The 21,077-nt window shown below is 61.0% G+C and carries 17 protein-coding genes and 2 pseudogenes; 9 read left to right on the forward strand and 10 right to left on the reverse strand.

The window, feature by feature from the left end:
- Positions 1-9: 9 nt before the first annotated feature.
- Positions 10-1,032, reverse strand: coding sequence for a protease SohB (gene sohB / locus AC1Z24_RS18530; protein WP_483742104.1), 1,023 nt, complete (start codon positions 1,030-1,032; stop codon positions 10-12).
- Between the two features lie 209 nt (positions 1,033-1,241).
- Here sohB and AC1Z24_RS18535 point away from each other — a divergent pair, with 209 nt between their 5' ends.
- The 4 genes from AC1Z24_RS18535 (at position 1,242) to AC1Z24_RS18550 (ending at position 4,370) form a co-directional block, all read left to right on the forward strand.
- On the forward strand, positions 1,242-1,943 hold the full coding sequence (locus AC1Z24_RS18535) for a histidine phosphatase family protein (protein ID WP_483742105.1): 702 nt from the start codon (positions 1,242-1,244) through the stop codon (positions 1,941-1,943).
- A gap of 55 nt (positions 1,944-1,998) precedes the next feature.
- Entirely contained in the window at positions 1,999-2,313 is a 315-nt protein-coding gene (locus tag AC1Z24_RS18540; RefSeq protein WP_483742106.1) for an SCP2 sterol-binding domain-containing protein, read from the forward strand.
- A 198-nt stretch (positions 2,314-2,511) separates the two neighbouring features.
- Positions 2,512-3,579 (forward strand): phosphotransferase family protein, encoded by a 1,068-nt coding sequence (locus AC1Z24_RS18545; protein WP_259103214.1) that lies wholly within the window; start codon positions 2,512-2,514, stop codon positions 3,577-3,579.
- Positions 3,580-3,602: 23 nt separating this feature from the next.
- Positions 3,603-4,370, forward strand: coding sequence for an SDR family oxidoreductase (locus tag AC1Z24_RS18550; protein WP_483742107.1), 768 nt, complete (start codon positions 3,603-3,605; stop codon positions 4,368-4,370).
- A 110-nt stretch (positions 4,371-4,480) separates the two neighbouring features.
- Here the strand turns inward: AC1Z24_RS18550 and AC1Z24_RS18555 are convergent, their stop codons facing one another.
- Both AC1Z24_RS18555 and AC1Z24_RS18560 read right to left on the reverse strand, forming a co-directional pair.
- Positions 4,481-5,755 carry a glucarate dehydratase family protein gene (locus AC1Z24_RS18555; protein WP_483742108.1) on the reverse strand — a complete coding sequence of 425 codons (1,275 nt, stop codon included), beginning with the start codon at positions 5,753-5,755 and terminating at the stop codon, positions 4,481-4,483.
- 18 nt (positions 5,756-5,773) lie between these two features.
- Positions 5,774-7,048 (reverse strand): annotated as a pseudogene (locus AC1Z24_RS18560) (MFS transporter).
- A gap of 210 nt (positions 7,049-7,258) precedes the next feature.
- Between AC1Z24_RS18560 and AC1Z24_RS18565 the strand changes: the two are divergent.
- A complete protein-coding gene (locus AC1Z24_RS18565; RefSeq protein WP_483742109.1) occupies positions 7,259-8,170 on the forward strand; it encodes a LysR family transcriptional regulator in 912 nt (303 codons plus the stop codon).
- Between the two features lie 112 nt (positions 8,171-8,282).
- Here the strand turns inward: AC1Z24_RS18565 and AC1Z24_RS18570 are convergent, their stop codons facing one another.
- Positions 8,283-9,047 carry an SDR family oxidoreductase gene (locus AC1Z24_RS18570; protein ID WP_483742110.1) on the reverse strand — a complete coding sequence of 255 codons (765 nt, stop codon included), beginning with the start codon at positions 9,045-9,047 and terminating at the stop codon, positions 8,283-8,285.
- 108 nt (positions 9,048-9,155) lie between these two features.
- Here AC1Z24_RS18570 and AC1Z24_RS18575 point away from each other — a divergent pair, with 108 nt between their 5' ends.
- Positions 9,156-10,106, forward strand: a complete 951-nt coding sequence (locus AC1Z24_RS18575) for a GlxA family transcriptional regulator (RefSeq protein ID WP_483742111.1) — start codon at positions 9,156-9,158, stop codon at positions 10,104-10,106.
- A 163-nt stretch (positions 10,107-10,269) separates the two neighbouring features.
- On the opposite strand, the gene AC1Z24_RS18580 is transcribed toward AC1Z24_RS18575, so the two are convergent.
- The 3 genes and pseudogenes from AC1Z24_RS18580 to AC1Z24_RS18590 form a co-directional block, all read right to left on the reverse strand.
- Positions 10,270-11,157, reverse strand: coding sequence for a methyl-accepting chemotaxis protein (locus tag AC1Z24_RS18580; RefSeq protein WP_483746665.1), 888 nt, complete (start codon positions 11,155-11,157; stop codon positions 10,270-10,272).
- Between the two features lie 18 nt (positions 11,158-11,175).
- Positions 11,176-11,790, reverse strand: a pseudogene (locus AC1Z24_RS18585) (methyl-accepting chemotaxis protein); the annotation flags it as partial.
- Between the two features lie 223 nt (positions 11,791-12,013).
- The gene (locus AC1Z24_RS18590) at positions 12,014-12,865 is read right to left on the reverse strand and encodes a CAP domain-containing protein (RefSeq protein ID WP_483742112.1); all 852 of its coding nucleotides are present in this window, start codon (positions 12,863-12,865) and stop codon (positions 12,014-12,016) included.
- 264 nt (positions 12,866-13,129) lie between these two features.
- Between AC1Z24_RS18590 and AC1Z24_RS18595 the strand changes: the two genes are divergently transcribed.
- Both AC1Z24_RS18595 and AC1Z24_RS18600 read left to right on the forward strand, forming a co-directional pair.
- On the forward strand, positions 13,130-15,247 hold the full coding sequence (locus tag AC1Z24_RS18595) for a putative bifunctional diguanylate cyclase/phosphodiesterase (protein ID WP_483742113.1): 2,118 nt from the start codon (positions 13,130-13,132) through the stop codon (positions 15,245-15,247).
- 153 nt (positions 15,248-15,400) lie between these two features.
- Positions 15,401-16,690 (forward strand): MFS transporter, encoded by a 1,290-nt coding sequence (locus AC1Z24_RS18600; protein ID WP_483742114.1) that lies wholly within the window; start codon positions 15,401-15,403, stop codon positions 16,688-16,690.
- A gap of 146 nt (positions 16,691-16,836) precedes the next feature.
- Here the strand turns inward: AC1Z24_RS18600 and AC1Z24_RS18605 are convergent, their stop codons facing one another.
- Positions 16,837-18,501, reverse strand: a complete 1,665-nt coding sequence (locus AC1Z24_RS18605) for an FAD-dependent oxidoreductase (RefSeq protein WP_483742115.1) — start codon at positions 18,499-18,501, stop codon at positions 16,837-16,839.
- A 163-nt stretch (positions 18,502-18,664) separates the two neighbouring features.
- Between AC1Z24_RS18605 and AC1Z24_RS18610 the strand changes: the two genes are divergently transcribed.
- Positions 18,665-19,132 carry a RidA family protein gene (locus AC1Z24_RS18610; protein ID WP_483742116.1) on the forward strand — a complete coding sequence of 156 codons (468 nt, stop codon included), beginning with the start codon at positions 18,665-18,667 and terminating at the stop codon, positions 19,130-19,132.
- A gap of 126 nt (positions 19,133-19,258) precedes the next feature.
- Here AC1Z24_RS18610 and AC1Z24_RS18615 read toward each other — a convergent pair whose 3' ends face one another.
- Positions 19,259-20,065: an amidohydrolase family protein gene (locus tag AC1Z24_RS18615; protein WP_483742117.1), complete on the reverse strand. Its 807-nt coding sequence runs from the start codon at positions 20,063-20,065 to the stop codon at positions 19,259-19,261.
- Positions 20,058-21,077: an NAD(P)-dependent oxidoreductase gene (locus AC1Z24_RS18620; RefSeq protein WP_483742118.1), complete on the reverse strand. Its 1,020-nt coding sequence runs from the start codon at positions 21,075-21,077 to the stop codon at positions 20,058-20,060. Before AC1Z24_RS18620 ends, AC1Z24_RS18615 begins: the two co-directional genes overlap by 8 nt.

Consider the following 21,077-nt stretch of genomic DNA (forward strand, 5'->3'; position numbering starts at 1 on the left):
CGCAGTCTGTTACAGGAAGCGCTGCTGAGTCAGACGGCTCCACCAGCGGGTCAGCAGATGATCCACCGAACCACTGGCCGCCAGCCCTACCCGCTCCTGCAGGCTCTTGCGCTGGGCGAAGTGAAGGTGGAAGACGTCTGCCGATTTGGCTTTTTCGGACAGGTACTCGTCGCTGGTCTTGAGTTCGTCGACCAGTTGTTTATCCAGGGCCGCCATGCCCAGCCAGACCTCACCGGTAGCCACTTCGTCAATACTCAGTTGCGGCCGATAGCGGGCAACGAAGTTCTTGAACAAGTCGTGGGTGATATCCAGGTCCTGCTGGAACTTCTCCCGGCCCTTCTCGGTGTTTTCGCCGAATACCGTCAGGGTGCGCTTGTACTCGCCGGCAGTCAGTACTTCGAAGTCGATATCGTGCTTTTTCAGCAGGCGATTGACGTTGGGCAACTGCGCCACGACGCCGATGGAGCCAAGGATGGCGAACGGCGCACTGATGATTCTGTCGCCGATGCACGCCATCATGTAACCGCCGCTGGCCGCGACCTTGTCGATGCAGATGGTCAGGGGAATGCCGGCCTGGCGGATCCGCGCCAGTTGCGAGGACGCCAGACCGTAGCTGTGCACCATGCCGCCGCCGCTTTCCAGGCGCAGTACCACTTCGTCCTTGTCGGTGGCCACGCTCAGCAGCGCGGTAATCTCATGGCGCATGCTTTCGGTGGCCGATGCCTTGATGTCACCGTCGAAGTCCAGCACGTAGACCCGTGGCTTGAACTCGGCGGCTTTCTTTTCCAGCTTCTGCGCCTTGCCTTGCTGCTTGCGCAGGGCCTTGAGGGCGTCCTTGCCGAGCAGCGACTGCTCGAGGCGCTCACGCAGGCCCTTGTAAAAATCATTCAGCTTGGTGACCTGCATCTGCCCTGCCGTGCGGCGACGGCCCTTGCCACGCAGCGCGGCGATAAACACCAGCACGACGATAATGGCGACCACCAGTGTGAACGTCTTGGCCAGAAAACTGGCGTAATCGGCTAAAAACTCCACAGATATTCCTCAATTGCATGACGCCCCCCGAGACAGGGGCGCGAACGTCCAAGCATACCGACGTGACCCGCCGCCGACCAGCCAGAGCGTTTGTACGAAGTTTCCACGACAGGGAAAGACCATTCAAACAAACGTATGAATTTTCATTGACAGCCCACCGGCATCCTCATAACCTCGCCAAACCTTCACCGTACCGGGATGACACGGACGTGGGCAGCATCTATTTGATACGACATGGCCAGGCCTCGTTTGGTGCCGACAACTACGACGTGTTGTCGGCGCTGGGCATTCGTCAGGCCGAACTGGTCGGCGCCCACCTGGCCCAGATGGATATCAGCCTCGACCGTTGCGTCGCCGGTTCATTACGCCGCCAACAGCATACGGCCGAGGCGGCATTGGCGCAGTTGTCGAGTGCAGCACCTGCGCTGGAAATCGATGCGGCCTTCGATGAGTTCGATGCCGAAGCGGTCATCCGCGCCCTGCTCCCGGCCATGCTCGGCGACGAACCCCAGGCTCTGGAGGTCATGCGTAACGCCACCGAGCACCGCGCCGAATTCCAGCGGCTGTTTGCCCTGGTGATCGCCCGCTGGGTCGGCGGCGAATATGACACCCCCGGCCTGCAAAGCTGGCAGCAGTTCCTCGAACAGGTTCAGGGCGGCCTGCGCCGGCTGCTTGACAGCGCCGAAGGCCATGAACGCATCGCCGTGTTTACGTCTGGCGGCACCATCACCGCCCTGCTTCACTTGATTACGCAAATGCCGGTCGCTCAGGCATTCGAGCTCAACTGGCAAATCGTCAATACCTCGCTGAACCTGCTGAAGTTTCGCGGGCGCGAGGTGGCACTGGCTTCCTTCAACAGTCACGCACATCTGCAACTGTTGAGGACGCCGGAACTCATCACTTATCGCTGAGTCCGGCACACCGCGTCTTGCGACGCTGTACCCACACTAGAAAAAGGATCGAACCATGACCTCTGTAGCCGACGCCGTTCAAGCAATGAAAGCCAAGTTCAACCCAAGCGCCGCCGCTGGCCTGGACCTGGTTTTCGGTTTCCGCATCGACGAAGACAAACACTTCTCCCTGATCGTCAAGGACAGCACCTGCGAGCTGCAGGAAGGCGAAAACCATGACGCACAAGTGACCCTGGTCATGGACGCCGAAACCCTGCAAGGCATCGTCAGCGGCGAGACCGACGGCATGCAGGCGTTCATGGGCGGCAAGCTGCGCACCGAAGGCGACATGATGCTGGCGATGAAACTGAGCGAACTGTTCCCGGCGTAAGGCCTGCGACAACGCTGATGCACACGAAACCGAGGTCTGCCCAGGCCTCGGTTTTTTTGTCGCTGAAAAAGCTGAAAAGCTTGATCAAGATCACTGATTGACCTGCAACACGCTGGCCTATAAGGCCGTTTCCAGCTTGTGAGCTGCATTAGATTAGTCAATGATCTGTGCGCTCCATAATAAGTAGAAGGGATAAGCATGGCGCTCACCGACCAGTCCACTCAGATCCGTAGCGGCGAAGAACTCGACACTGCGCTCATCGATCCTTATATCAAGGCGCACATTCCCGGCCTGAGCGGCAGCCCGGCGATCAGCCAGTTTCCCGGCGGCGCATCGAACCTGACTTACCTGCTGCAATACCCCGAACAGGAGTTCGTCCTGCGCCGCCCGCCATTTGGCCACAAGGCCAAGTCCGCCCACGACATGGGCCGCGAGTACCGCATCCTCAATCAGCTGCGTGATGCCTTCCCCTTTTGCCCCAAGGCCTACGTGCATTGCACCGACGAATCGGTGATTGGCGCCGAGTTCTACGTGATGGAGCGGGTCAAGGGCATCATCCTGCGCGCCGAACTGCCTGCCGAGCTGAACCTCGACGCCGGGCAGACTGAAGCGCTGTGCAAAAGCTTCATCGATCGCTTCGTCGAACTGCACCGGGTTGATTACACGGCATGCGGCCTGGCTGACCTGGGCAAACCCGAGGGTTATGTGGCTCGGCAGATCAGCGGCTGGAGCGACCGTTACGCCAAGGCCCTGACCCCTGACGCCCCGGCCTGGGACAAGGTCCGCGACTGGCTGCTGGAAAAGATGCCCGCCGACCATCCGGTCTCCAGCATCGTCCATAACGACTACCGCTTCGACAACGTGATTCTCGACCCGGCGAACCCGATGCAGATCATCGGCGTGCTCGACTGGGAGCTGACCACCCTCGGTGATCCGCTGATGGACCTGGGCAACACCCTGGCCTACTGGATCGAAGCCGACGACCCGGCGCCGGTGCAACTGATGCGCCGCCAGCCCAGCCACGCGCCGGGCATGCTCACCCGTCGCCAGTTCGTCGACTACTACGCCGAGCGTTCGGGCATCGCCATCGACAACTTCGACTTCTACTACACCTACGGCCTGTTCCGTCTGGCCGGCATCGTGCAGCAGATCTACTACAGGTTTTTCCACGGCCAGACTCAGGACAAGCGTTTCGCCCAGTTCATTCACATGAATAAGCTGCTCGAGCACATGGCCCTGCAAGTGATCGGCAAATCCAGTCTCTGATTGCGACCTATAAGGAAGACAATATGTCCAAGACCCAACTGTTCGACCTCGACGGCAAGATCGCCTTCGTTTCCGGTGCCAGCCGCGGTATCGGCGAAGCCATCGCCAAACTGCTGGCGCAACAGGGCGCCCATGTGATCGTGTCGAGCCGCAAGATCGACGGCTGCCAGCAGGTTGCCGACGCCATCATCGCCGACGGCGGCCAGGCCACGGCAATCGCCTGCCACATTGGCGAGATGGAACAGATCAGCAGCGTCTTCGCGCAGATCCGCGAACAGTTCGGCCGCCTGGATATCCTGGTCAACAACGCCGCGACCAACCCGCAGTTCTGCAACGTGCTGGACACCGACCTCGGCGCTTTCCAGAAGACGGTGGACGTGAACATTCGCGGTTATTTCTTCATGTCGGTGGAAGCCGGCAAGCTGATGCGCGACAACGGCGGTGGCAGCATCATCAACGTTGCCTCAATCAACGGCGTCTCGCCTGGAGTGTTCCAGGGCATCTATTCGGTGACCAAGGCGGCCGTGATCAACATGACCAAGGTCTTCGCCAAGGAATGCGCAGGCTTCGGCATTCGCTGCAATGCCCTGCTGCCGGGCCTGACCGACACCAAGTTCGCTTCGGCGCTGGTCAAGAACGACGCGATCCTCAAGACCGCCCTGGCGCAGATCCCCCTCAAGCGCGTGGCCGACCCGAGCGAAATGGCTGGCGCCGTGCTGTACCTGGCCAGCGATGCCTCAAGCTACACCACGGGCGTGGCACTGAATGTGGATGGTGGTTTCCTCTCTTAAATGCAATTGTGGGACCGGCTTTAGCCGGGAAGGCACCGTTGGGATCGACACACTGCTATCGTCCTAAGGCGCATTCCCGGCTAAAGCCGGTCCCACAATGACCGCAGGCTTCAATACCGCGGTTTGACCGCCTTCCACTCTGGCTTGTATTTCTGCATCTGCTTCACATCGTCACGCTGACGAATCCCGCAGCTCAGGAACTGGTCGTTGAGCTTGCCCAATTGGTCATAGTCCAGCTCAAGGCCCAGCCCCGGCTCGCGGGTCAGATGCACGCAGCCATCAACGATAGGCAGCTTGCCGCCCTTGATGACCTCCTCGTCCGGCTCCTGCCACGGGTAGTGGGTATCGCAGGCGAAATCCAGATTCGGCACCGCGGCGGCAACATGGGTCATGGCCATCAGGCTGATGCCCAGGTGCGAGTTGGAGTGCATGGACACGCCGAGGCCAAAGGTCTCGCACATCTTCGCCAATGCCTGGGTATCGCGCAGGCCGCCCCAGTAATGGTGGTCGGCAAGGACGATCTGCACGCTGTTCTGCGCCACGCTGCGGCGGAACTCGTCGAAATCGGTCACCACCATATTGGTCGCCAGAGGCAAGCCAGTGCGCTTGTGCAGTTCAGCCATGCCATCCAGGCCAGGGGTCGGGTCCTCGTAGTATTGCAAGTCATCGCCGAGCAGTTCGGCCATGCGAATCGAGGTCTCCAGGGACCAGTTACCGTTGGGGTCGATCCGCAATGGGTAACCGGGAAACGCCTTCTTCAACGCCTTGATGCATGACACCTCATGCTCCGGGTCCAGAGCACCGGCCTTGAGCTTGATGCTCTTGAAGCCATAGGCCTCGATCATGCGCCGGGCCTGGGCGACGATTTGCTCCTCGCTCAAGGCCTCGCCCCAGCTGTCTGGCGCGTAGGGGGACTGGGCGTGCACGGCATACTTGAAGAACAGATAGGCACTGAACGGCACCCGATCACGCACCGCACCGCCCAGCAAATCCACCAACGGCAGGTTCATGGAGCGGGCCTGCAGGTCGAGGAACGCCACTTCAAACGCCGAATAGGCATTGCTTACCGCCTTACTGGCGTGGGAACCGGGGGCCAGTTCGGCACCGGCCAGGCTGGCAGGCTTATGGGCGGCAACGGTGGCCTGAACGATACGTCGCAGCTTATTCAGGTCGAACGGATCAAGACCGATCAGTTGGCTTTGCAGTTGCTGCTGGATCGCCAGGGCCGGTGCATCGCCGTAGCTCTCACCCAGGCCGATATAGCCGTTGTCGCTTTCCACTTCGATGATCGAACGCAGGGCAAAAGGCTCGTGAATGCCGCTGGCGTTGAGCAGTGGTGGATCACGAAAGGCGATTGGCGTGACTGTTACGCGTGTGATTTTCAAAAGAATGCTCCCGATCAATCAGGGTTTTGGGCTGGAAGGTGTGCTGAGTACGGTATTGGCGGACTCAGCCAAAGACGGGCGGCGCGGTTCACCTCGCGGAGTGGTGCGGGCAAAGAAGATCACCACCGCCGCCAGCAGCGAAGTGGCGGCCAGGCCATAAAGCCCGCCCTGGATGGAACCGGTGGTTTGCTCAAGAAAGCCGAAGGTTGCCGGGGCGACGAAACCGCCGAGGTTGCCGATGGAGTTGATCAGGGCGATCACCGCCGCAGCGATACGTGCATCCAGATAGCCCTGGGGAATCGGCCAGAACAGCGCCGACGCGGCCTTGAAACCGATGGCGGCAAAACAGATGGCGATGAAGGCGAAGATCGGCCCGCCGGTGGTGGACATGAACATGCCGAACGCAGCGATCACCAGCGTCACCGCGACCCAGGCCTGCTGATGCTTGAAGCGTGAGGCCAGAGCAGCGAAACTGTACATGGCAACAATGGAAATGATCCACGGCACCGAGTTGAACAGGCCCACCTGGAAGTCACTGAGGCTGCCCATTTTCTTGATCATGCTCGGCAGCCAGAAGGTGGCACCGTAGATGGTCAGGGCAATGGAAAAGTAGATGAAGCAGAACAGCATGATTTGCCGGTCGGCCAGCAATTTGAACATCGACGGTCGCACCGTCTGCGCCGCCTCCCGAGCGCGCTGCTCGGCGTCAATGGCCTGGGTCAGGGCAGCTTTCTCATCGTCGCTGAGCCACTTGGCTTCCCGGGGATGGGACTGCAACCAGAACCAGACAAAGCCGCAGAGCACGATGGAGGCAAAGCCTTCGATCAGGAACATCCATTGCCAGCCATGCAGGCTCAGCCCTTCGACACTCAACAGCGCACCTGACACAGGACCGGAAATCACCGAGGCAATCGCCGAACCGCTAAGGAAGATCGCCATGGCCTTGCCCCGCTCGGTGGAGGGCAGCCATTGGGTGAAGTAATAAATGATGCCGGGGAAGAAGCCCGCCTCTGCCGCACCGAGGATAAACCGCAGCACATAGAAACTGGTCTCGCCACGAACGAACGCCATGGCCATGGCCGCCGCGCCCCAGGTAAACATGATGCGCGTCAGCTAGGCGCGGGCGCCGAAGCGTTGCAGCAGCATGTTGGAAGGCACTTCGAACAGCGCATAACCGATAAAGAACAGGCCTGCACCCAGACCATAGGCTGCAGCGCCAATGCCCAGGTCGGTTTGCAGATGAGTACGGACGAAGCCGATGTTGACCCGGTCGATGTAGTTGACGATGAACATCACCACAAACAGGGGCAGCACATGGCGCTTCACTTTCGCGGCGGCGCGGGCCAGCGTTGAATCAGGCGCTGCACCGGCGGATGTGCCAGGGACGTTATTCAAGGGGCGACTCTCCCGTTGTTGGTTTTTGTAGGGATGAGTCGATGATGGACGCCGGTATTGTTCCCGTCTAATCTAGATTGGCACTTGATTGATACCTGGAATATATCAATGTTCGAACTGGCCCAACTGCGCTGCTTTACCACCGTCGCCACGGAACTGAATTTCCGCCGTGCCGCCGAGCGCCTGAATATGACTCAGCCACCCCTCAGTCGGCAGATTCAGTTGCTCGAACACCATCTGGGCGTCGAGCTGTTTACCCGCAGCACCCGCAGCGTGGCCCTGACCGCCGCCGGTCGCGCATTCTTTATTGAAGCCCAGAGCCTGCTCGAACGCGCACAACAGGCCGCCCTCGCCGCCCGGCGCTTTGCCGAAGGCGATATTGGCTCGGTAAGCATCAGTTTTGTCGGCAGTGCGGTGTATGAGTTTCTGCCCAAGGTCATCACCGAGGCACGGCTCAAGCAGCCCCACGTGAAGATCTCCCTGACGGAAATGAACACCCATCAGCAGCATGAAGCCCTGCGGGCAAGGCGCATCGATCTGGGAATCGTCCGCGCGCCGCTGTTCCAGCCGGGCTATGAAAGTGAGTGTCTGGTGCGCGAGCCGTTTATCCTCGCCATCCCCGGCAGCCACCCTTTGGCCCGTGCCGAAACGGTCGTCGTGCGCGACCTCAATGGCGTGCCGTTCCTGATGTACTCCCACTCGGCCTACCCGCCCTTCAACGAATTGCTCACCGGCATGTTCCGCTCGGCCCAGGTGGCGCCTGACTATGTGCAATGGCTGGGCTCGTCATTGACCATCCTGGCCCTGGTCAACGCCGGCATGGGCCTGGCATTGGTCCCGCGTTGCGCCACCTCGGTGGTGTTCAAGGACGTGACCTTTCGTGCCATTGAACTGGATGAGGGTGTGCAGAGCGAACTGCACCTGGCCTGGCGCAGCGATAACGACAACCCGGCGTGCCGGATGTTGCTGGAGGCGATTCGGGCGGCGGTGCGGGCGGACACGGTATCGGGCTTGAAATGATTGTGGGACCGGCTTTAGCCGGGAAGGCTCAATCAGGATCGATACACTTCTATCGCCTGTTAAATAGTCTTCCCGGCTAAAACCGGCCCCACAGATCCACTTGCCGCTTCTTTTAACCCAGCGGAATCGGATTATCGATCAATGACTGGTTGAACTGCGCAATCAGCCCGTATTCGTTCGGCCCGACATTGGCGCGCAGCGGGGCGATGCCGTCGACAAACACTTCGGTGGTGTCGGTAGCCAGTTTTTCCAGGGTCTGGGCGATAAACACGTCCAGCGGCATGGAGCGCGGGTCGCCGCTCTTGTGGATCAGGTCGGTGTCGACCCATGGTGGCGCGATTTCCAGCACGCTGACGCTGCTGTCACGCAGCATGAAACGTTGCGACAGGGTGTAGGAGTGAATGGCTGCCTTGGTCGCCGAGTACAACGCCGTGACCGCAATCGGAATAAAGGCCAGTACCGAGCTGTTGTTGATCAGGTAGGACTGCGGCTGTTTCTTCAGGTGTTCGACAAAAGCAGCGCTGACCCGTACCGGCCCCAGCAGGTTGGTTTCCAGCAGGCCGACCGCCTGAGCATCGTCCAGTTCGCCGGAAGCGGGGTTGTCGAAGGGCATGATCCCGGCGTTGTTGATCACCACGTTGAGGGTCGGGTGGCGGCGGATGACTTCCTGTGCCACGGACTTGATCTGCGCCGCGTCATTGATATCCAGCTCGATAGTATCGATGCCGGGGTTGGCCTTGGCCACGTCGTCCAGCAGGGCCTTGCGGCGACCGGCGATGATCACCTGGTTGCCCAAGCGGTGGAAGGCTTCGGCCAGGCCACGGCCGATGCCCGAAGTGCCGCCGGTGATAAAGATGGTGTTGGCTGTGAGTTTCATGGTCATGGTTCCTGTAGGGAAGTACTGGGTGATGGCGCCATGATGCGGCGATTTGACCATGACCGAAACGACGTATAGGGTAGTGATTCGAGACACAGGAATCATGCCATGCACCGTATCTGCTACTTACTCACCGATAACTTCCAGGTAATGGCCGTGGCCACCCAGGCGGTGTTCGAGTTTGCCAACAAGGTCGCCGTCGAGCCCTTCTATACCATCGAGACCTTTTCCCTGGAGGGCGGCGCGGTGCGCTCTTCCCTGGGCATGAGCATCGATACTCAACCCGTGCAGGCGCCCAGCCTGGCCGATACCTGGATCATCGCCGGCGTGGACAATCCACTGGATGGTCCACCGTCCGATGAGACCCTCGCGTTCGTGCGCCTTGCCGGAAACCAGGCGCGGCGCACGGCGGGGATCTGCACCGGTGGCTTCACCCTGGCCGCAGCCGGCCTTCTGCAGGGTCGTCGCGCGACAACGCACTGGGTCTATGCCCCGGCCCTGCAACGGCGCTTTCCGGATATCACGGTCGAGGAAGACCGGATATTTATCGTCGATGGTTCAATCTGGACCTCAGCGGGCATGACCGCCGGGCTCGATCTTGCCCTGGGCATGGTCGAGAAAGACCTGGGCAGCGATCTGGCGCGCTCGGTGGCGCGCAAACTGGTCATGCATCAACGGCGCTCGGGAGGCCAGAGCCAGCACTCGGAAATGCTCGATCTGTCGGCCAAATCGGACCGCATCCAGAACGCGCTGGAATATGCTCGCCAGCACTTGGCCACTCCACTCAAGGTCGAGGACCTGGCCGACAGCGTTCACATGAGCCCGCGGCAATTCACAAGGGTATTTACTGCCGAAACCGGTCAGTCCCCGGCCAAGGCCATTGAGGGCCTGCGCCTGGAATCGGCGCGGTTGATGATTGAACAGAGTCGTCACTCACTGGATGTGATCGCCCGGGAGACCGGTTTCCGGGACCGCCGCCATATGCACGAAGTGTTTATCCGCGGCTTCGGCGTGCCGCCCCAGGCGGTAAGGCGGGATGTGCGCAGCGCGGCGCGCTGAATCATCCAGGCAGCGGGCAGATCCTGTGGGAGCGAGGCTTGCCCGCGAAACGGCTGACGCGAACCATCAGATATCCCGTGCTTTAATTTTTCGCGGGCAAGCCTCGCTCCAACGAGTGCCGCATTCCAACAGGAGTCATCCACGTCCACACAGCACATTCAGGTCAAAGATGAAACCGATCCACCGATTGCGCCAACTGCCCCGCCAGACTGGAGAGTTCGTCGGTGGTCGCGGCGGTCTGCCCTATGACCCGGCTGTTGCCCTCGGACATCCCGGCAATCAACTCCACCTGATGGGCGATTTCGTTGCTGGCCAGGCTCTGCTCGCCGATGGTGCGGCTGATGTCGTTGACCAGTTGCGTAGTGTTCAGGGTTGCTTCGAGGATCTCGCGAATGGCCTTTTCGACATCGGCCGTCACCGCCATGCCCTTGTCGACCTGAATCACCCCGGCCTCCATGCTGGTCACCGCTTCGCGAGTGCTTTGCTGGATGCGTGAAACCATGCTGGCGATTTCCTGGGTCGAGGCGCTGGTGCGCCCGGCCAGGCTGCGGACCTCATCGGCGACCACCGCAAAACCACGACCCTGCTCCCCGGCGCGGGCGGCCTCGATGGCAGCATTCAGTGCCAGCAGGTTGGTTTGCTCGGCGATACCCTTGATCACCTGAATGATGCTGTAGATCCCTTCGGATTCCTTGTCCAGGGTGCGGATCACCTGGGCCGATTGCTGGGCCGAACGGGCAATGCCGCCCATGTCGCTGACCACCTGATGAATGATCTGCCCGCCATTCTTGGCCAGGGCCTCGGCCTGATTAGCCATATCCAGGGCCCGCTCGGCATGCCGGGTGATTTCCTCAATGCTGGAGGTCATTTCACTGGCTGCCGCGGCCATGGTGTTGGCCGCAATGCTCTGTTGCTGGCTGCTGCCCGCAACTTCATGGCAGCCGCTGCTCAGTTGCTGACTGACACCACTGACGCCCTGGGCATTGCGCCGCACTACTTCGATCATGCCACGCAGATCGCGCTGCATGGTCGCCAGGCTACGAATCAACATGCCGGCCTCGTCCCGTTGCGCGGGTTCGGCAATAGGTTCGTTAAGATGACCATGAGCGATACTTTCGGCGATCCGGCTGGCGGTGTTCAGCGGCGCCATGATGCTGCGAATAACCCAGTGGCCCTGGGTAATCAGCAACAATATGCCGATCACCAGCACTACGCACAGGGTCAGGTTGGCGGTATGAATGGTACTTTGGGTCGCTTCGCTGCTGTGTTGTGCGTTGTCCTCGATCAACTTGCTGAGTTCGGCCATTTGATCTTCCAGCTGGCTGAAGGCCTTGCTGAATGAACTCAGGTCCCGTTGCGCGGCGTCAGGATTGTCCAGGGCTATGTCGACGATCCGTTCCGCGCTGCTGATATAGGTATCCAGGCTGGGCTTGACCGCGTTCAAGGCGGACTTGATGGCATCGTTGACCGGTTGTTTGAGGTTTTCACCCAGCACTTCACGGAAATGGCCCGCATGCTCGTTCAGTCCGGCATGGACCTCGGCCTTGCTGCTGTTGCTCTTGCCCAGGCCCACCAACATCGCTGACAACACATCGGCCCGCAGAGCGTCATGCATCATATCGGCTTCGAGATGATTACGCAGCACTGTCATGCTGGTCTCACTGTCCTGAGTCGCCTCCGCCATCCGGCTGTTGCCCTCATAGTTGACCAGACTGATGATCAATGCAGTGAACACGCTGGTGCCAATCAACAAGAGCAAGCGTAATTTGATGGACACGGTGAAACTCCCCTGGTGGCAAATACAAGACCGAAAGGTCAAAGCCCATTGCAGGCACAACGATATGCATCATCCTGATTAGTTAAGACCATTTCCACGCTTTCGCTTGTGATCAGCCCATCAAAGGCGATCAGGGCGCGCCGAAAAGCATGGTCCAGTAGATGCCCTTGTCGCTACGGGCGTTGTTGGCGTATCCCGCGCCGACCTGAGTAAATAGCGGACTCATCAGGTTGGCGCAATGGCCGGGGCTGGCCAGCCAACCTTGCATGGCATCGCTGGGCGAGCCCTGCCCGGCGGCGATATTTTCGCCGATATTGCGGCCCCGATAGCCGGCCGCGTGGGCGCGGTCGCCGGGGGAGTCCCCCGCCAGGCCCTGGTGCGCGAAGTAGTTGTCATGGGCCATGGCGCGGCTGTGGCCTTCGGCGGCCGAGCCCAGGGTACTGCTCCAGGTCAAGGGCCGGGCGGCGGCGAAACGCTGGTAACCGCACATCCGTGGATGGGCGCGGGCGCTGTTGACCATCGCCAGCAAGACTTTGTCGGCGGCCTGTTGATTGCCCAGATGCGGATCGATCTGCGGCCGCGCCAGCACCACGCGCCATTGGCTGCCGGCGCGACTAAGGCCGATATCGGCGTACTGGCCATCAAGCATCGAGTCGCAATAGTCGCGCTGCAGCAAATCGAACGCAGACTCAACGTCATGGGCCCCGACCAGACGAATGGTCTGCACCAAAGCCGCCTGATAACCGGCGGCCTTCAGACCATCGCGCAGACCACCGTCGTAGTCGACCGGCAGCGCCAGGCTGGATTTCAGTGTCAGTGGCGCCAAGGCCCGGGCGTAGCTGCCATCACAGCGATCGGGGTGCGCCCGATAGGCGTTGATCTGCTGCAGCAGTTGCCGCTCGCCATCCGCCTTGGCGGGATGGGCGAACAGCGCCATAAAAACAGGGAGACACATAGAGGCATAGCGCAGGAATGGACGCATCAAGCAGACAGCTCACAGCAGGTGGCAACGAGTCCGGCAGTACAACACCAGAGATTACGCCTGACGACGGCCGTCAAAGCCCGGATCAGACCGCTCACTGGAAGACAAGTTGCAAAGCGGCACACCGGCAAATGTGGTCATCCGACAGATAGTAGTAACGGGACGCAAAAATTGATGGCAAAATAATGGCGCCATTCATCCGGCGCACAACCCAAGGGATGGGTCCCCTGCGGATTCCCGGCCACATCAAGGAACGATTGATACATGAACGCGCCCCTCGCCACGTTGTATCTCATCTCCGTAGGCGTGTTGGTCATGGCCGCGTTGCAGGCGGCAATGGTGGCGCGCAGCACGCCGTACGTGCAGGCCTGCTGGATTTTTTCCGGGATCTGCCTGACCTTTTGCTGTTACCAGTTCTGTGTTGTCCTGCAATATCAGGCGGTGGATGAGCCGGGCGCGATTGCTGCCCATCGCTGGGTTAATCTGTTCTCGGTGTTGATCACGCCGCTGACCCTGTATCTGGTCGCCGCCCTCGACAACAAGCGCCGCTCGCTGACCGCCGCCCACATCACCTGTGGCCTGGTCGCTGTGGTGATTATCGACAACTTCGTCAGCCCTCTCGGCTATCGCTTCGCCGAGCTTCAGGGCGTGAGCCAGACGACGCTGCCCTGGGGCGAATCGCTGAATATTTTTTCCGGCCCTCCTGCAGTTGTCTGTCGTCTGATGCGTCTGCTCACGCTTGGTGTTCTGATCTACAGCCTGGTGTTTTCGGTGCGTATCAGCGACCTGGCCGGGCAGTTGTCGAGTCGTCTGATCTGGACAGCCCTCACCATCATGTTCGTCACCTGCAGCCTGACCTGGGTGTCTGACAGCGGCCTGCTGAAGCTGCCGTATATGACGGGGTTCGGCTTCATGTTTTTCGCTGGCGCTCTGCCGCTGCTGATCCGCAATGACGCGCGCAATCGCAAGGCCGAGGCGCTGCGTATCAACAGTGCGCTGGAACAGGCGGTGAAAAAGCACACCCTGGCCAATCAGCGCTTCGAACATGTGCTGCACAACGACCCGCTGACCGACCTGCCCAATCGCGCCGGTGCCGTCAGTCGCCTGTATGGCCTGCTGGAACACAACCTGCTGAACCAGACCCGCCTCGCGGTATTGATGTTCGACCTGGACCGTCTTGGCGCGATCAATGGCATGCGCGGGCACAAGGCTGGTGATCAGTTGCTGATCGAAGTGGCCGAGCGTCTGCAATTGGCCTTCCGTGACAGTGACCTGATCGCCCGCCTCGACGGCGGCAGCTTCATGGTCGGCGCCAGTGGGCTGACCGAGCAGTACGGTGTGGCGCTGATCTACGACAAGCTGGTCGAGGCCCTGGAACCGCCTTTCGAGGTGGCGGACCGGATCCTGAAAATCACCCTCAATACCGGCATCAGCGTGTTTCCGGATGACGGGCAGACAGTGGAAGATATCCTCGCCGCAGCCGAGCTGGCCCTGCATGATGCGAAAAGCTCCGGGCCTGGCCATATCCGCATCTTCGACCCGTCGCTTAAAGAGAATCTGCAACAGCGCATCGACTTCGAGAGCGCCTTGAAAGAAGCCCTTGAGAAGGAGCAGTTCTTCCTTTGTTATCAGCCCCAGGTCGCCTCCGAGGACGGCCGTACCGTATGCATGGAGGCGTTGATTCGCTGGCAGCACCCGGTCTATGGCCTGGTCATGCCGGACAAGTTCATCCCCCTGGCAGAATCCACGGGCATCATCACCGCCATCGGCGCCTGGGTCATCGACTCGGCGTGCCAGCAACTGGCGCGCTGGCATGCCATGGGGTTCAACGATCTCAAGGTGGCGGTCAATCTGTCCGCCCAACAACTGCTGGTCAAGGATCTGGAAGAGACGGTCAGCAACGCCTTGGACCGCGCGGGCCTCAGCGGTCGCGACCTGGAACTGGAAATCACCGAATCGGTGTTGATGCAGGACCCCGAGCGCTCCATCGAGCGCCTGGGCGCCCTGCGCAAGCTGGGTGTGCGCCTGTCGATCGACGACTTCGGCACCGGCTATTCATCCCTCGGCTATCTGCGGGTGCTGCCGGTGCATGCGTTCAAGCTGGATCGCAGCTTTGTCCGGGATATAGGCAAGAGTGTCAAAGACTTGGAAATCTGCGCCACCGCCATTGGTCTGGCCAGGAATCTGGGGCTGGAAATCGTCGCCGAAGGCGTGGAAACCAAGGCGCAGATGCAACAGTTGCGTGAACTGGGCTGCCATCTGCTGCAGGGTTATCTGTTTGCCCGGCCACTCAGTGTCGAGGCGGTACAACCCTATCTACTGGCCTCGCCGCAAATCGCCACGGCCCTGCTCAAGCAGGCGCAGCCGTGCCCGATCTTATGAGCTGATCCGAGAAATACCCCGCCTGCCTTGGCAATAACGCGATAACAGATGATTGACCTGACTCATTTGTTACTTTATATGTTGACCTGTTAGCCATCTTAACTATAAATAAAAGCCTTAACGACTTCTCCGACAGTTCAACAGGACCTCCCGATGCTCTCTCCCCTGCTGGCCGAATCCTTGGCCCGTCGCAAAATTCATTACAGCTGGGTCATCGCCGCTGTCACCTTCCTGACCATGCTGGTCATGGCCGGGGCCGTCGGCGCGCCGGGTGTCTTTATCGTGCCGCTGCAAAAGGAATTCGGCTGGAACACTGCGGAAATTTCCTCAGCCCTGGCCATCCGTTTCCTGCTGTTCGGTCTGATGGGGCCGTTTGCCGCCGCCTTCATGAACTACTTCGGCATGCGCCGGGTGATGATGACGGCCCTGGGCATTGTCATCGTCGGCCTGGGCGCTTCCCTGTATATGCAGCAATTCTGGCAATTGGTACTGCTGTGGGGCGTGGTGGTGGGCCTGGGCACCGGGCTGACCGCCATGGTCCTCGGTGCCACCGTGGCCACTCGCTGGTTCTCGGCCCGCCGTGGCCTGATCATCGGCCTGCTCGCCGCCAGTTCCGCCACCGGGCAACTGGTGTTCCTGCCGCTGCTGGCGCGCCTGACCGAAGTCTACGGCTGGCGCACGGCCATGGGTTTTATCTGCGGCGCGCTGCTGCTGGCCATGGTGGTGGTGTTCGCCCTGATGCGTGATCGCCCTGTGGACCTGGGCCTGCCGTTATATGGCGACAGCGATCCGGTGCCGGCACCAGCCAAGGCCACCAGCCTGGCGGCACTGCTGTGGACACCGCTGGTGGTGCTCGGTGAAGTGTCGAAATCCATGACCTTCTGGGTTCTGTTCGCCACCTTCTTTATCTGCGGGGCCAGTACCTCAGGGCTGATCCAGACCCACTTCATCAGCATGTGTGGCGACTTCGGTCTGGCCGCCACCGCTGCCGCAGGTGTATTGGCGCTGATGGGCATCTTCGACTTCTTCGGCACCATCGGCTCCGGCTGGCTGTCGGACCGCTTCGACAATCGCTGGCTGTTGTTCTGGTACTACGGCCTGCGCGGCGTGTCGTTGATGATGCTGCCCTTTATCGACTTCCAGATCTTCGGCCTGTCGATCTTTGCCGTGCTCTACGGCCTGGACTGGATCGCCACCGTGCCGCCGACGGTGAAGCTGACTGCCGCCCGTTTCGGTCCGGAAAAGGCCAATATCGTCTTCGGCTGGATCTTTGCCGGGCATCAACTGGGCGCTGCCTTTGCCGCCTATGGCGCCGGCCTGATGCGTACGCTGTTGGCCAGCTATACGCCGTCGTTCTTCCTGGCCGGGGCGTTGTGCGTGATTGCCGCATTGCTGGCGATTGCCATCAGCAAACCTGCGCGGGCCAAGGCGCAAACTCTGTAACGCAACACGGCTGCACTGTCATGCGGCACAAAACCTGTGGGAGCCGGCTTGCTGGCGATGGGGTCGGATCAGGCGTTAGATTTGCCGACTGAAACACCGCTATCGCCAGCAAGCCGGCTCCCGCAAAAACTGTTTCCATTCAAGATTCACCCGCGCTTCATCGCTTCGAATATCTGCGCCACCACCGCCGCGCCCTCGCCCACTGCCGCCGCCACGCGCTTGGTCGACTGGGCGCGCACGTCGCCGATGGCAAACACGCCCTTGCGGTTGGTCTCCAGGGGCAACGGCAGCCAGCCTTGCTGCGGGCCCGCAGGCAGCGCTGCGCCGGTGAGGACAAAGCCCTTGGCGTCGGTTTCCAGGCAACCGTTGAGCCACTGGGTATTAGGGTCGGCCCCGATAAACAGAAACAGATGACTGACCTCAAGCGGGTGCGTCTCGCCGCTGCCGCGATGGCGAAGTTGCACCGCTTGCAGACCGTGGACGGTATCGCCATTGACCGCGGTGACCTCGGTTTCGACATGGATCGTGACATTGGGCAGCACCGCAATCCGCTCGATCAGGTACTTGGACATACTCGCCTCCAGCCCCTCCCCGCGCACAATCAGGTGCAGGTGCCTGACATGGGACGCCAGATAAACCGTGGCCTGGCCTGCCGAATTACCGGCGCCGATCAGTGCAACCTCCGCGCCGCTGCAAATTTTTGCTTCGATGGGCGAAGCCCAGTACGACACGCCGCTACCCTCGAAGCGCTCGATATCAGCCACCGGCAACTGGCGATAACGCACTCCCGAAGCGACTACCACGTAGCGCGCCTGAATCACCGCCCCCGTGGTGAGTTCAAGACGGCTCAGTTCACCCTGACGGCAATCGAGCCGCGCCACCTCCAGAGGAATGGCCATTTTCGCGCCGAATTTCTGCGCCTGATTGAATGCCCGTCCGGCCAGGGCCTGCCCGGAAATACCGGTGGGAAAGCCCAGGTAGTTCTCGATCCGCGCCGAGGCCCCGGCCTGGCCGCCAAAGGCACGCTGGTCCAGCACCAGCACCGATAAACCCTCGGAAGCGGCATACACCGCCGTCGCCAGACCGGCAGGACCGGCGCCGACCACGGCAATGTCATACACCTGGCTGGCATCCAGCTGCGGCGTGATGCCCAGACAGATTCCGGCCTCGGCATTGCTAGGCTGCTTGAGCAGATTGCCATTGGGACAGATCATCAGCGGCAAGTCGTCCTGCGCGACACCGAAGCGCTCAATCAGCAGCCGGGCTTCCTCGCCATGGGTGGCGATATCCAGCACCGTGTGAGGGTAGCCATTACGGGTCAGGAACCCTTGCAGCCGCACAAGTTGCTGCTCGCCCAGGCGACCGATCAGGACCGAGCCGACCCGGTCCGTCCCGAGCATGCCGACCCGACGCAGAATGAACGCGCGCATGATGATCTCACCCAGCTCGGCTGAGCCGATGATCAACGAGCGCAGATGCGCCACGTCAAACGGCACCGCCAGACAACCCTGGGGCCCCGCCCGACCTTCGGCGAGGGAGGCGCGATCGCCGAGCAGGCCGACCTCACCGGTGAACTCCCCCGGCCCGCCGCTGATGATTGCCGCCTCACGGCCCAGACCGTCGCGACGCACGACATCGATACTGCCTTCCAGAATCAGCCACACCGCCACGCCATGACTGCCCACGGCATACAGCACCTGGCCGGGGGCAAAGCGATGCGGCTGATCACAGGCAAAACGCAGCGCGGTCGCGACCTGGTTTGGGTTGAGCACGGGGAACATCTGCTCGTGGCGGGAATAGACCTCGGTCATGGCGAATACCTGGGCGGAGAACGGGATAGCGCTGAGACTAGACGGGCTCACCGGCAATAAATTGAATGGATGCGCGTGTTTTTTGCCCGGCAGGGCTCGCAGAAAGGCCGGGCCTGATCAAGAATGCCAATGCGTAATTCCCCCCCCATAACAAGGAGTCAGCATGTCGTCCGACCAACGTTTTCAGCAGGCCGCAGAAGAGATGGGCTACAGCTTCGATGGCGAGATCAAGATCGGTGGCAACTACGTGCCATTGGTGCGGCATGAACAGCAGATCTACATCAGCGGGCAGATCCCACGGGTTGGCGACACGGTGGTGGTGACCGGCCGGGTCGGCGAAGCCACCACCCTGGAAGTGGCGCAACTGGGCGCGAAGATCAGCACCATGCGCGCCCTCGCCCTGCTGCAACGCTCACTCGGCAGCCTGGAAGCGGTCAAGGGTATCCTGCGCATCGGCGTTTATGTGCAATGCAGCATGGACTTCACCCATCACAGCGAAGTAGCCGATGCGGCATCCGATCTGCTGTCGTTTGTCCTCGGCGATATCGGCGCCCACACCCGCACCTCGGTGGGCGTGTATCAGTTGCCGAAGAATGCCAGTGTCGAAGTGGAAATGATTGCGGTGGTTTGATGTGTTTTTGTGGGACCGGCTTTAGCCGGGAAAAAGGTATGACAGACGATAGCGATGTATCGATCCTGCCTGCGCTTTCCCGGCTAAAGCCGGTCCCACATTGATTCTGTGGCGCAGCTCAATCTGTTACCAGCCGTACAGGGCCGCCGGGTTATCAACCAGTATCTGCCTGCGCACCGCCTCACTCACCGTCCACTCGCTCAACAGATCAAGCATCGCCTGATCATCCGGCGCCGGATCGCGCCCCGGATGCGGCCAGTTGCTCGCCCACAGGCAGCGCTCGGGGTGGGCGTTGACCAGTGCCCGGGCCAAAACGCTGACGTCTTCGTAGTGCGGCGCCCCAGTCTTCGATGTCTCGTAAGGCGCGGAAACCTTGACCCAGGTCCTGCCGCCATCGAGCAAACGCAACAGGCTGACAAAGCCGGGATGGGTCACCGGCACCGGTTCGAGAAACTTGCCGATATGGTCGATGCTCAGGCGACTGGGCAACGCCCGCAGGCGGTTTTCGAACTCAGGCAGCTCACGGCCATCCACTTGCAGGTTGATCACCCAGTCCAGTTCGGCAATCCGTGCACTGATGGGCTCCAGCGCCTCCCAGTCCAAAGCGCCACGGGCGTTGGGCACCAGCATGAAGCGCACCCCGCGCACGCCCTGCCGGTGCAGGTCGGCCAGTTGCGCATCGCTGATATCCGGGCGAATCACGGCAATGCCACGAGCCGCGTCGCCGGCCTGCCCCAAGGCGTCGAGCAAACAGCCGATATCAAAGCCATAGCCATTGGCCTGGACCAGCAACGCTCGTTGCAGACCCAGGCGTTGCTGCATCTGCTGATAATCACTCCAACTGGCGCGGCCAATCTTCTGGCTCAAGGGAAAGCGCTCGGGCTCGTAGATATGGACATGGCAGTCACAGGCGCCCGCCAGTAATTCAGTCATGGGAGAGCTCCAGGGTATTAAGGCCAAACAGGAAAACCGCCCGGCTGGCAGCGGCCAGATTGACCGCGCCTTGGGGGATCTGCCCGGCCAACAGCGCCTGGACCTGATGCACGGTGTCCATGGCCTGGTGCTCGGCCGCTTGCGGAGTCAGGCCGCCGATATGGGGGTTGGCGATGACCTTGGGGTGGGCAGCGATGACCTGGGTCGGCATCTGGTCCTGAGCCCGGCCAACATCCAGGGCGCAACCAGCCAGCAGCCCCTGATCCAGGGCCTCGACCAGCGCCTGCTCATCCACCAGCTCACCCCGTGAAGCGTTGATAAAGAAGGCATGGGGCTGCATCGCCTGAAAGGCTGCGCGGCCGAACAGGTTGGCGGTTTCGGCCACGGCCGGCGCCAGGCAGACGACGTAGTCGGAGGTCGAAATTACCCGTTCGAAAGAGGTTTGCTCAATGCCCTCGTCGGTGATGGTGACATGGGGATCACTGACCAGAACGTGCATGTTCAGGGCCTGGGCCATGGCCGCCAGACGCTTGCCGATAAAGCCGTAGCCAACGATGCCCAGGGTCGAACCGCGCAGCTCACGGCCCATGACGATTTCCGGGGCCTGGCCCTGCCAGTAACCGGCAGCGGCGCGGCTCATGCCACGGCTGAGGTCGATCATCACCCCTACCACCCATTCGCTGACCGAGGTGTCGAACCCCGGTGTGGCGCGGGTCACCAGTACGCCATGGGCGCTGGCGGCAGCGACGTCGATATTGCGGATATCCACCGCCACACGGCAGTAGACGACCAGTTCCGGCAGGCGTTCGAACAACTCGGCGGGCGCCGCAGCATCACGGCTGGCAACGATGATCTGGCAACCCCGGGCCGCCTCGACAAACTCATCGATGCTCAGGGGCTGGCGCGAATGATTGAGACGCACCGTACCGCAGGCGCGCAATTGCGTGAGGGCGCGGGCGCCGTAGTAGTTCTGCAGGGTCTGGGGCGAATGGGTCAGGAAAATCTGGGTCAT

The sequence above is a fragment of the Pseudomonas sp. JL23 genome (genome assembly GCF_056933585.1).

Bases quoted from the DNA above. Each gene is read 5' to 3' on its own strand.
- AC1Z24_RS18590 (WP_483742112.1), bottom strand. From the start codon at position 12,865: ATGCGTCCATTCCTGCGCTATGCCTCTATGTGTCTCCCTGTTTTTATG.
- AC1Z24_RS18610 (WP_483742116.1), top strand. From the start codon at position 18,665: ATGTCGTCCGACCAACGTTTTCAGCAGGCCGCAGAAGAGATGGGCTAC.
- AC1Z24_RS18615 (WP_483742117.1), bottom strand. From the start codon at position 20,065: ATGACTGAATTACTGGCGGGCGCCTGTGACTGCCATGTCCATATCTAC.
- AC1Z24_RS18605 (WP_483742115.1), bottom strand. From the start codon at position 18,501: ATGACCGAGGTCTATTCCCGCCACGAGCAGATGTTCCCCGTGCTCAAC.
- AC1Z24_RS18575 (WP_483742111.1), top strand. From the start codon at position 9,156: ATGCACCGTATCTGCTACTTACTCACCGATAACTTCCAGGTAATGGCC.
- AC1Z24_RS18565 (WP_483742109.1), top strand. From the start codon at position 7,259: ATGTTCGAACTGGCCCAACTGCGCTGCTTTACCACCGTCGCCACGGAA.
- AC1Z24_RS18545 (WP_259103214.1), top strand. From the start codon at position 2,512: ATGGCGCTCACCGACCAGTCCACTCAGATCCGTAGCGGCGAAGAACTC.
- AC1Z24_RS18540 (WP_483742106.1), top strand. From the start codon at position 1,999: ATGACCTCTGTAGCCGACGCCGTTCAAGCAATGAAAGCCAAGTTCAAC.
- AC1Z24_RS18550 (WP_483742107.1), top strand. From the start codon at position 3,603: ATGTCCAAGACCCAACTGTTCGACCTCGACGGCAAGATCGCCTTCGTT.
- AC1Z24_RS18620 (WP_483742118.1), bottom strand. From the start codon at position 21,077: ATGACCCAGATTTTCCTGACCCATTCGCCCCAGACCCTGCAGAACTAC.
- AC1Z24_RS18570 (WP_483742110.1), bottom strand. From the start codon at position 9,047: ATGAAACTCACAGCCAACACCATCTTTATCACCGGCGGCACTTCGGGC.
- AC1Z24_RS18595 (WP_483742113.1), top strand. From the start codon at position 13,130: ATGAACGCGCCCCTCGCCACGTTGTATCTCATCTCCGTAGGCGTGTTG.
- AC1Z24_RS18580 (WP_483746665.1), bottom strand. From the start codon at position 11,157: ATGTTGATTCGTAGCCTGGCGACCATGCAGCGCGATCTGCGTGGCATG.
- AC1Z24_RS18600 (WP_483742114.1), top strand. From the start codon at position 15,401: ATGCTCTCTCCCCTGCTGGCCGAATCCTTGGCCCGTCGCAAAATTCAT.